The sequence below is a fragment of the Robinsoniella sp. genome (assembly GCF_034124845.1).
In genome coordinates this window covers 1-10930 of sequence record NZ_JAWYAJ010000102.1, presented here as the reverse complement: position 1 = coordinate 10930, position 10930 = coordinate 1, and the positions used below count along the sequence as shown (strand labels likewise).

General features: G+C 41.2%; 9 protein-coding genes. 2 read left to right on the top strand and 7 right to left on the bottom strand.

Going from position 1 to position 10930, the window contains the following annotated elements; translation table 11 throughout:
- The 6 genes from ACH2DQ_RS05050 to ACH2DQ_RS05025 form a co-directional block, all read right to left on the bottom strand.
- Positions 1–723 (bottom strand): alpha-L-fucosidase (locus ACH2DQ_RS05050; protein ID WP_395025814.1); only part of this gene is annotated, 723 nt, incomplete at its 3' end.
- Positions 724–833: 110 nt separating this feature from the next.
- Complete coding sequence (locus ACH2DQ_RS05045; protein WP_394914518.1) at positions 834–1877, bottom strand: response regulator; 1044 nt, start codon at positions 1875–1877, stop codon at positions 834–836.
- Positions 1878–1985: 108 nt separating this feature from the next.
- A complete protein-coding gene (locus ACH2DQ_RS05040) occupies positions 1986–3782 on the bottom strand; it encodes a sensor histidine kinase (RefSeq protein ID WP_394914517.1) in 1797 nt (598 codons plus the stop codon).
- A 63-nt stretch (positions 3783–3845) separates the two neighbouring features.
- The gene (locus ACH2DQ_RS05035) at positions 3846–4670 is read right to left on the bottom strand and encodes a carbohydrate ABC transporter permease (protein ID WP_394914516.1); all 825 of its coding nucleotides are present in this window, start codon (positions 4668–4670) and stop codon (positions 3846–3848) included.
- 13 nt (positions 4671–4683) lie between these two features.
- A complete protein-coding gene (locus ACH2DQ_RS05030) occupies positions 4684–5556 on the bottom strand; it encodes a carbohydrate ABC transporter permease (protein ID WP_394914515.1) in 873 nt (290 codons plus the stop codon).
- A 54-nt stretch (positions 5557–5610) separates the two neighbouring features.
- Positions 5611–7029, bottom strand: a complete 1419-nt coding sequence (locus ACH2DQ_RS05025; protein WP_394914514.1) for an ABC transporter substrate-binding protein — start codon at positions 7027–7029, stop codon at positions 5611–5613.
- Positions 7030–7482: 453 nt separating this feature from the next.
- Here ACH2DQ_RS05025 and ACH2DQ_RS05020 point away from each other — a divergent pair, with 453 nt between their 5' ends.
- Positions 7483–8235: a helix-turn-helix domain-containing protein gene (locus tag ACH2DQ_RS05020; RefSeq protein ID WP_394914513.1), complete on the top strand. Its 753-nt coding sequence runs from the start codon at positions 7483–7485 to the stop codon at positions 8233–8235.
- Between the two features lie 75 nt (positions 8236–8310).
- Entirely contained in the window at positions 8311–9603 is a 1293-nt protein-coding gene (locus tag ACH2DQ_RS05015) for a hypothetical protein (RefSeq protein ID WP_394914512.1), read from the top strand.
- A gap of 58 nt (positions 9604–9661) precedes the next feature.
- Here ACH2DQ_RS05015 and ACH2DQ_RS05010 read toward each other — a convergent pair.
- A partial coding sequence (locus ACH2DQ_RS05010) for an arylsulfatase (protein WP_395025809.1) occupies positions 9662–10930 on the bottom strand: 1269 nt, incomplete at its 5' end.

Sequence of the window (10930 nt, the reverse complement as noted above, 5' to 3'; positions counted from 1 at the left end):
ATATATATCGTGTGTCACACTTCCGTCTAAATCTCCTCCATCCTGCTGTTTCCAGTAGAAATCCTCAAAAGCCGGATCATTGTCATCGGACTCAAACTCCCTTCCTCCGTTGAAAAACCAGCAGTGTTCTGCCCGGTGATCAGAAACCGTAAATGTAATCTTGCGTTTGTCTGCTTCATCTTTTAGCTCTCTGATGATATCTCTTTTGGGTCCCATGTTTTTAGCATTCCATCTGGAAAGCTCACTCTCATACATCTGAAATCCATCATGATGTTCAGCAACCGGCATAATAAATCTGGCACCCGACTGCTCAAACAAGTCCAGCCATTCATCTGCACGGAAATGTTCTGCCTGAAACATCGGAATAAAGTCTTTGTAACCGAACTGGTCATGAGCACCATAAGTTTTTAAATGATGCTCATATTCGGGAGTTCCTTTCAAATACATATTTCTGGGATACCACTCACTTCCAAATGCCGGAACGGCAAACACACCCCAATGGATAAATATTCCGAATTTTGCATCCTGGTACCACTTTGGTATTTCATATCCACATAAAGATTCCCAGGTATCCTGATAAGGACCCTGCCCAATTACCTGCTCCACTTCCTCCAGTCTCATCCGGATCCTTTCCTGTACACAATTCAGTAATTCTAATTCTTCCTTCCCTATTTCGATATCTTTTTCTTTACCTTCTTCTTGAACCTTTTGCTGTACACTCATCCTATACATTCTCCCATCTATCATAATTTATGATCTATATTTTTAATGACCTCTAAATACAATGAAAATTTAACTCCGAACATATTAATTTGCAAACTACCCCCCATAGGCTAATCTCTCACCTGCTCCATATTTTTAATATACTCCGAGGGACGCATACCGAACTTCTCTTTAAAACAGGTGCTAAAATAACCTGCATTCTGAAAACCATTTTTCGCTGCCAGCAAATCAATGCAGTTACTCCCGTCCATTATCATCCGAACCGCATTCTCAAGGCGCAGTTCTTTTATATAAGATGGAATTGACGTACCTGTCATTTGATTGAATATGCGGCTTAGATAGGAAGGATTCACATAACATGATTTTGAGATCACAGTCAGGGAAAGCTGCGTTTCCTGATAGTGAAGATCTATGTATTGCTTGGCTAGCTCAACGATTATTTCTGTACCGGAATTTCTCTCCTCTCCCTGCTGGCAGAGCTTTTCCAAGAACAACTTTATTAAAAACTCTTTATAAGGAGTAAAGTGCGGTATCTCCTGTGTCTTCTCTTTCTGTCTTTCTGATTTACTGCAGAATTCATTCAGGGTATTCATCAGGCTTTGGGATAAACTATTAAATTCTTCCGGAGTCGCATAATGTTCCTGGGCATATGCAAAAATCTCTGCAAGCTGGCTGCTCACTTCTTCCTGCCTTCCCTCATACATTTTATCCAGCAAATCCTCTTTCATTTTCTTATCGTACATTTCTCCCAAAATATTCCGCTGGCTTGCCTGCTGTTCTTCATCCAGAATATTTTTTATTTTTTCCAGAACCTTTTTCAGATCCTGTTCCTCCACAGGCTTTAGCAAATACTCTTTTACGCCATAGTGAATGGCATTCTGGGCATATGAAAAATCATCGTATCCCGTCAAGAATATTATTTTTACAATACTGTTTTGTTCATACAATTTTTTTGTCAGCTCTATCCCATTGATTATCGGCATCTCAATATCGGCAATCATTAAATCGATCTTTTTCTCCGACAATATTTCCAGCGCCTCTTCCCCGTCTTCAGCTTCTTCGGCAATGGTAAAACCATATTTTTCCCATTCTATGCAGCTTTTTAATCGCTGTCTGGCATAGAATTCATCCTCTACAATTAAGATCTGATACATATCTGCCTCACTTCTTCCCTGCTATTATAGCAATCATGTGCATAACTGGTTTGGTGAACTGTGGCAGTAATTATGAAGATTGCTATAAGCGTCAAATTTAAATGTAATCTATCGAATATCTGTGCTAAGATCGTGTTCTACGGTACTGCATGGAAAGACAAAATAAACTTTTGTAAATTTACCCAGTTCACTTTCAATGTGGATACCGTATTCCATACCATAACACAATTTTATTCTTTCATCTGTTGCCTTAATGCCAAAATTGACTTTCTCTTTATCCCATTCATCCTGGTTAAATACATCTTTGATTTTCTCGCTGTCCATTCCAATGCCGCTGTCATATACGCAGAGAATTACCTGGCCATTTTCAATATAAGCCTGAACTTTTATATTCCAGTCATTCTTTTTCCCTCTGAGTCCATGCAGCACTGCATTTTCAACAATTGGCTGAAGACACAGCTTTAAAATAGAACAGTTTTCTGCTTCTTTCTGGTACTCAATCTCATAATGCAGTTTATTGGGATAGCGGTATTTTAAAATATTAAAATATCGTTCAATAATATTTAATTCTGTTTTCACAGGAATCACTTTATTTCCCTTGCTCAGAACACCGCGATAAAAAAATGCCAGCTCTTTCACTACAAAAATAATGTCATCTGTCTTGTTCAAAGATGCCATACCACAGATACATTCCAGCGTGTTGTATAAAAAGTGAGGATTTAGCTGGGATTGGATCAGGGCTAACTCATATTCCTTTTTTCGGTTCTGTTCTTCTAGCAGGTTTTTCATCAGATCATCATTTTTTTGGATCATCCTGCTAAAAGCCTTAAACAGCTCTCCGATTTCATCTGACCGGTCCTGGCTGATCTTGATATCTCTTCTGCCCTCCCCGATCTGAATGATAATTTTCTTCAGCCGTATGATGGGATCCGATACATATTTAGCAAGAAATGTTCCCAGAAATACTGTCAGAACTATAAAAAAACCTCCCAGAAAAAGTAAGAATAATTGAAGCCTCTGGCTGTCCTTCACTACTTCATCAACCGGAACAATGCCTACTATATTCCAGCCGAGTTTTTTATACATTTTATTCGTGATCAGGTATTCCTGATTCTTCATGGTAATTTTATGGTTACCTTCTGACTGGCTGATGGCACTATAATATTCCTTATGGGAATAGTCTTTTCCAAGCTCCCCCTTTTCTTTATAAGAAACTACTTTTCCGGTCAGATCCAGAATCACATAATGTCCTGTATCCGCCAGGCGAATATTCTCATACAATTCTGTAATTACCGATTCATCCACCATCAGTTCCACACAGCCTACTACTTCAACTGTATTTTCATTATATATTTTGCGATAATATGACATTACACATTTTCCTGCTGAAAGGGGCATGGATGTAAAATGGTAATCCGCATTCAGTTTCCATAAATAACTTTCCTCCATGTTATAAAACTGCCTTACAAAATCAGTATCCTCTTTTTTCCTGTCTCCATCGGTAAACTTATTGACAGAAAAAGCTTCCCCCGTATCATGATAGGTATGAATGATCAGATTACTGATGCAATTAGACTTGATGATATTGAGCAGATATGCAAAGACGTCCTGTTTCACAGAATAATTGGCTTTTTTCTGACCCTCAAGCCATTTTTGCACATCTTTATTAGTCAATACCAGTACCGAATAGCTTTCTATATTCTGTGTCAGCAGATCTAATTTTTCTGAGATTACATTCAGGTTCTGATAGGAATTATCAATCATTTTTTCTACCAGCATATTGTTGGAATATACCCCTGCAAGCAGCAGCATTACCAGAAGCATACCTGTCATGCAAGGCACCAGCAATATGAAAATTTTCTTTTGTAACGATATTCCATTAAATAACTTTCTCAGTAATCTCATCTTTGCTTTCTGCCCCTTCTTACGTCCCTTCGTGCATGCACCTTATGTAGTTACACTAAATCATTACCCTTTTACGCTTCCGGCTGATAATCCTGCGATCACCTTTTCCTGAAAACACATAAAAATGACAATCATTGGAATAATTGCTACCACCATTGCTGCCAAAGTTGCTCCTACATCTGTATTATACTGCGCAGAAAAGCTATTGACTACCTGTGTTATGGTTTGAAATTTGGGTTTTGAAATAAACAGCGTTGCAAAGATGAGGTCGTTGTAAATATTTACAAATGCCAGTATGCCCGCTGTGGATATCGCCGGAAGGGACAAGGGCACAATCATCTTGCGGAAGATGCCAAAGGTCCCGCTTCCGTCTATGGTTGCCGCCTCATCAATCTCTTTGGATATCCCCCGCATATAGCCAGTAATGAGCAGGATGGACATTGGAAGATTAAACGTCACATATATTGTAATCATGGTAATTGGATTATTCTGCATCCCCAGTTTCCCGATTGTTCCTACCAGTGGTATAAAAGTTGCCTGAACAGGAACCAGAATTCCCAGTATGAAATAAATATTTAATCCCTCAATCAGTTTACCTTTAAATCTTGACAGCACAAACCCCGCCATAAGTGCAATTACCATGATCAGAATAACTGATATAATCGCATAGGTAAAGGAATTGAAAATACCTTTTAAGACCCCGGAACGAAGGATTGCTTTATCGTAATTTTTAAAACTCCATATCTCCGGAAGCTGAAAGGGTCCCATATAGATTTCGTTGGTATTTTTAAAAGATCCCAATATAACAACAATCAATGGAATAATATTCATACAAGCCCACAATATCGCCAGTATATAGAGAATTTTCTTTTTCATTTTTACTATCATTGTCTCCCCTCCTCTACTCTTTTGCGACCAAATACTTGTTTGCAATCAGACTTCCAATCAGACCCACAACCAGAATAAATGTGGCAATCGTTGCACCATAGCCAAATTTCCCATAGGAGAATGTCTGCAGATACATATTAACTGCCGGCACCTGTGTGGCTTCATTTGGTCCTCCTTTTGTCATGACAAATACCAGATCGAAAGTCTTCAGGGTACCGGTAATCATAAGAATCACATACACCTTTAAACTTTCTTTCATCATCGGCAGGGTAATATAGAAAATCTTTTTCATTCCGGTAGCCCCGTCAAGTTCTCCCGATTCATATAACTCTTCCGGAATCGCTGTCATGCCCGCAGAGAAAATAACCATATTTAAACCGATATATACCCATGCGCTGACCAGTACGACTGAATACATTGCAATATTGGGATTGCCCAGAAAATCCATGTTAAAATCGGGATTTAAAATACGGATCATATCATTAATTAAACCCCAGTTGGGATTTAAAATAAATTTCCACATAATTGCTACTGCTGTCATCGGAATAATAACCGGAAGGAAAAAAGCAAATTTAAATGCGCGCAGCCCCCGGATTTTTTTAGATATAAACATAGCCAGTAAAAAGGCAATGGGTCCCTGAATCAGGACACCCTGTACCAGATAAATGAACATGTTTCGAATACAGATCCAGAATACACGATCGCTGAACATGCGTTTATAATTACTGAATCCTACAAACTCCTTTGGTGTCTGCCAAATGCCGTTCCATTCCACAAAAGACAGATAGACGGTCTGGATAATCGGTGTAAAAAACATAAATGCAATCAATAGAAATGCCGGAAGAATCATGAGAAACGGCACATAATATTTTTTTATCCATTTCATGGAAAGTCCCCCTTTATATGCTCGGACAGGCTTATCTCCTGTCCGCGCATGATTTTAATTATGACTGTCAATTTCGTCCTGAACCTCTTTCATTGCAGCTTCCGGAGAGTTCCCTGCCACCATACCTGCCAGGGAATTTCTCAGTCTGTCCTGTAAAGAAGCAATCGTGCTGTACATGTCAATTTCCTGCATTAAACCTGTCGCTGTATTATTAATCAGATTAATACAGTCTTTTGTTAAATAATTCATCTCTTCCGGCGGTGTTGCGCTCTTAACGGCAAAGATCTGTGTGGGATCGGCTTTCCAAATCTCTGTTACCACTTCCGGTGAAGTAAGGTATTTTACCAGCTTAACCGTTGCTGCGGTAGTTGCGTCATCTTTCTTAGCTATGGACAAACCTTCATTCGGACCTCCCATGGATCCTCCTTTTAAATCCATTTTATCGTCAAATGCGGGGAACCAGATTACATCTACACCTTTTCTCTCCAAAAATTCCGGATTATTTTCCAGAATATTAGTGGGCTGCCAGGTTCCGATTGCAATCATCGGGGATTTCTCTGTAGAGAACAGAGCCTGCTCTGTAGCAGAATCCAGGGATGCAATATTTTCCCCGAAATATCCTTTGTCCTGCCAGGATTTCATTAGATTTACCAACTCCAGCATCTTGTCCCCGGTGTACTTTTCTTTTCCATTTGCCAGGTCATATATATAATCCTCGCCATATTTTCTCATAACCAGACCGGAAAGGAGATGTGCAAAACGCCAGCCTTCTCCTGACATTGGAACCGGAGTGATCCCTTCTTCCAGGAATTTATCACAAACTGCTTCAAATTCTGATATTGTCTCCGGATATTTCAGACCTCTGGTTTCAAACATATCTTTATTGCAATAGAGGACCGTAGCAAAGTCTGTAAACGGAACCCCGTATACGCCTTCTTTTGTCTGATATTCCCACATACTGAACAGATCTAAAAAGTTATCTTTCCACTCCTTGTCGTTTTCAAACTCAGGAGTCAGATCATAGAGAACATCACTTTCCACGTAAGAATAGATGGTACTGCCGCCATAATTCTGGAACAATTCGTACATATCTCCTGTAGCTGCCGCTGTTTTCATCTTTTCATAGAACTGCGTATCGTCCGCTCCTGCTACGGCGTCGTATTCAATCTCAACATTGGGATTGGCTTCCATAAAATCCTGACAGGCTTTATAAATCGCTGCTCCCAGAACCGTATCTTCCGCCCAGCGGTTCAAAAATTTGATTTTAACTGGCTCACCGTCTCCTGCAGGCTGTTCTTCCTCCGTACCTTTTGCAGAGTCCGTCCCTGCAGCTGTTGTCTCCTGAGCCTCCTTAGAATTACTGCTGGTCTTCTCCCCGGCATCTCCTGTATCCCCCGCATCTCCACCACATCCTGCAAGTGTCGCAGATAACATCGTAACCGCCAATAAAATACTTATGATTCTCTTTTTCATCCTAAATCCTCCTACTTCGGTTCTTCGTATATTTTTTTCACATTAGCGCTAACTGATAATGATATTTTAGCAATTATGTATAATCACGTCTATGAAATATATTTACATTACCGTTAATATTTTTACTTTATTGATATTTTTGCCGTCATTCTTTGTGTGTTTTTATACCTTTCTTTTTCATTTTCTTCCTTATATTCTTATGTTGAAAAGTATAAAGCTCCGCCTTACCGTTTGATAAATCCCAATGTTTTTATTGTAAATTCATGCTTCAAATCAACAGACAATAAAAAAGAAAGTGACTTTACCATCGTGAAATGCTAAACTATAATCAGCCAGTCAAATACCCCGATGCTCCCAGCGGGGTATTTGACCCTCGCGGCAGTCGCCAAGTGGACGCGCCAGCATGTCCGTTTGGCTCGTTGCTCGCCGGAATAATACAAGGAGGCTGCTTTTATGAATCATGAATTCACCCTGCTTCAAAGTGATTATACGGTCTGTTCCAAAGACTGGGGCATGACAGACGAAAATGCCTTGTTTTACCGCATGTACTATATTTACGGCGGAGAAGCATATCTCAAAAAGGGGGACCAGAAAATTCGGCTGGAACCAGGTTCTTTCTATATTCTGCCTTTAATGAAGCCCTATTCCCTATGGCATGTCCAGGAAGACCCTCTTCAGGTTCTCTGGTTCCACATTCAGATCAAGATGGATTTCTATATTGATCTGGGAATTGTAGAAATAATAGAAAATACACCCATGTATTTTGTTTTGCAAAGTCTGCGTTCCTTTATGGGAAATGCCAGATATTATTCGGAAACGGAACAGCTTTTTGATATATTCCTGACACTGCTTGGTGAAGAACTCCCCCTGCAGAAAACAGATCATCCTATTATGAAAAGCGTACTGGATTACATCGATTCTCATATATCCGACCACATTACCGTATGTGATCTGGCAGCATACGCGGGAATGGAGCGTTCCTATTTCTCCCGCAAATTCAAAGCTGCTTTTCAGATGTCTCCCAACCAGTATCTCTATGCCGCCCGTTTAAATCAGGCAGCCATTGCTCTGGCAAAGGGGGCTACTGTGTCGGAAGCCTGCCGGATCGCAGACTATGCAGATGAAAAATCATTTTCCAGAGCCTTTCGCAATTATATGGACATTCCACCTAGCATCTACCGAAAAAGTCACATGGTGCAACCTTAAAGTCACACCGCAGTGTTGTGGCTTTTTTCTGTTCATGGTACCCTTTAGAAAAGAACAACTCCGGGAGGTATGTATATGTTGGAAGAAGATAAGAATACAAAAATTAACAGGATCCGTTTTATCGACTCGGATAAAGATATTCTGCGCACCCTGGGGTATCGAATCGCAGAAATATCCGCCGATGACAGAAATGCAGTGAATGCAAAGAACTGGACTTTATTAAATGACAGAAAATCCGTAAAACCAATGGTCTGGATCAATGAAGTTCCCTGGCACGAATTGAATGTAAATGAAGAATTAACGTTGAGATGCCGGCAGCCCTGGGCAAGAAAATTAGAAGATGAAATGAGAAAAACAATCTATCAGTGGAATCATTTCCCCGGCGATATGGTTGTGAATCCTTATATGGAATCTCCTCTCGCTATTGCATCCACCGGTTTTGGCATTGAAGAAGATGTGACCTGTGTATCAACCGATCAGGATAACGATATTGTCTCCAGGCATTTTAAAATCCAGATTTCCGAACCGGAAGATATAGATAAAATTAAAATGCCGGTTGTAACCCATGATGTAAAGGTAACCGAAGAAACATTTGCCGCCATGAATGAAATATTTGCCGGAATTATACCCGTAAAAAAAGTGGGGAGAAAGCACATCTGGTATACTCCCTGGGATTATCTGGTACGTTGGTGGGGCATTCAGGAAGCAATTATGGACCTGATTCTGCGCCCGGATATGGTGCATGACATTTACGAACGTATGGTACAGGCATGGATGCGGGAAATGGACCAGCTGGAAGCCATGAACCTGCTGTCACTGGATAATAACAATACCAGAATAGGCTCCGGTGGATATGGCTATACGACAGAGCTTCCGGGAACTGATTTTGATTCTTCTCATGTTATGGCGAAAAATATGTGGGGGTGTTCCAACGCACAGATTTTCTCTACTGTCTCTCCTGAGATGCACTGGGAATTTGCCGTGGAACACGATTTGAAATGGCTGGAACGCTTTGGCTTAACTTACTATGGATGTTGTGAACCCCTGGATATTAAAATGGATGTACTGCACCGCATCCCCAACCTCAGAAAGGTCTCCGCATCTCCCTGGAATAACAGTAAGAAAATAATTGACGCAATTGGTTCTGATTACGTAATCAGCAGAAAGCCGAATCCGGTTATTGCAGCAGGAAATGCCTTTGATCCCATCCAGGCAGAAAAAGACCTGAGGGAATTTATGGACCTTACAGATCGAAGCTGCCATGTGGAACTTATTTTCAAAGATGTGTCCACAGTGAGATATGATCCAAAGAGACTCTGGGAATGGGAAAAAATTGCAATGCGCGTTGCAGAGGAATATTCCAGGTAAACGAAAATAGCAGGGACATGTAATTTTCCGCAATTACAAATCCCTGCTGTGACATTTTTTATTGATACATCTGAAGCTGTATATCATCCGGCTCCGTCATCCATAGTATGGTCTCCCATACCTCCTGTCCGTCATTTTTCTGTCGTGGTCCCGGCGTACTTCTTCCATTTAATATGTATGATTTTAACTGATCCCGCAGTTCCTTTGCCAGTTTCGGATACCGCTCTATTACATTTATCTGCTCCCCGATATCCTTTGATAAATCATACAGCTGGAACCTGGGAAGGCTTTGATCCTCTTCTCCCGGTTTGGGAGCTGACCAGCCGCCCGAGCCCGGACACATTTCCAGCTTCATCATCCCTTTTCGAATGGAAAGGGAACCATCAATACTCTGATGTACCACATCTCTGCGGACCTCCGGTCCTTTGGGGTCCTTCCAAAGCGTCAGATTGCTGACACTGTCTTCCCCTGCATTTTCCGGCAATGGATAGTCAAAATACTCAGCCAGCGTCGCCATCAGGTCACTAAGGCATACAACCCTGTCACATACGCCGCCTTTCTCTGCCATCTCAGGCCAGTGCATCATCAGCGGTACTCTATGTCCGCCTTCATAGATATCTGCCTTTGTTCCCCGGAATACATAGCTGGGATTGTGTCCAGCTGCTTTTAGCTCTTCGTAATCCGCCATTGGGGAGCATCCGTTATCCGAGGTATACAGGATAATTGTATCTTCTAAAAGCCCCAGTTCTTCCAGCTTTTTCGTAATTCTTCCGGTTACGTCATCACAGTGCAATACAAAATCTCCATAGGCATTCGTTCCTGATTTTCCCTGGAATCTTTCTGCCGGCAGAATCGGTGTGTGGGGGGCAGGCATGGGAAAATATATAAAGAACGGATTTTCTTTGTACTCCTCAATCTTCCCCAATACCCGGTCTGTAAGTTCGTCCAGAACATGTTCATGTACAAATCCCGGTGCTGCGGGGCCTTTTCTCCAAAATTGCTTGCCTGTATTCTGTGTCTCATGATCCGGTTTAGCCGTAAAATGATCATTCTCAATGTAGACATAAGGAGGCATATCCAGAGACCCGCTGATCCCAAAATAATAATCAAAACCATGATCTACCGGAGATCCCTTTATCGCTCCGGCGTAGTCCACTCCGTCACTTGCCTCAAATTCTTCGGCTTCTCTAAAATGATCAAATTTGGCAAACTCCATTCCCAGATGCCATTTTCCGATCATTGCCGTTTTGTACCCCTGCTCTTTTAAAAGATTTGCCACCGTCATACGTCCCGGTTCCAGAAGCGGTGCGGAATATCCACCCACTCC

Excerpts from the sequence above, each read along its gene's own strand:
- ACH2DQ_RS05045 (WP_394914518.1), bottom strand. The coding sequence starts at position 1,877 with ATGTATCAGATCTTAATTGTAGAGGATGAATTCTATGCCAGACAGCGA.
- ACH2DQ_RS05040 (WP_394914517.1), bottom strand. The coding sequence starts at position 3,782 with ATGAGATTACTGAGAAAGTTATTTAATGGAATATCGTTACAAAAGAAA.
- ACH2DQ_RS05035 (WP_394914516.1), bottom strand. The coding sequence starts at position 4,670 with ATGATAGTAAAAATGAAAAAGAAAATTCTCTATATACTGGCGATATTG.
- ACH2DQ_RS05030 (WP_394914515.1), bottom strand. The coding sequence starts at position 5,556 with ATGAAATGGATAAAAAAATATTATGTGCCGTTTCTCATGATTCTTCCG.
- ACH2DQ_RS05025 (WP_394914514.1), bottom strand. The coding sequence starts at position 7,029 with ATGAAAAAGAGAATCATAAGTATTTTATTGGCGGTTACGATGTTATCT.
- ACH2DQ_RS05020 (WP_394914513.1), top strand. The coding sequence starts at position 7,483 with ATGAATCATGAATTCACCCTGCTTCAAAGTGATTATACGGTCTGTTCC.
- ACH2DQ_RS05015 (WP_394914512.1), top strand. The coding sequence starts at position 8,311 with ATGTTGGAAGAAGATAAGAATACAAAAATTAACAGGATCCGTTTTATC.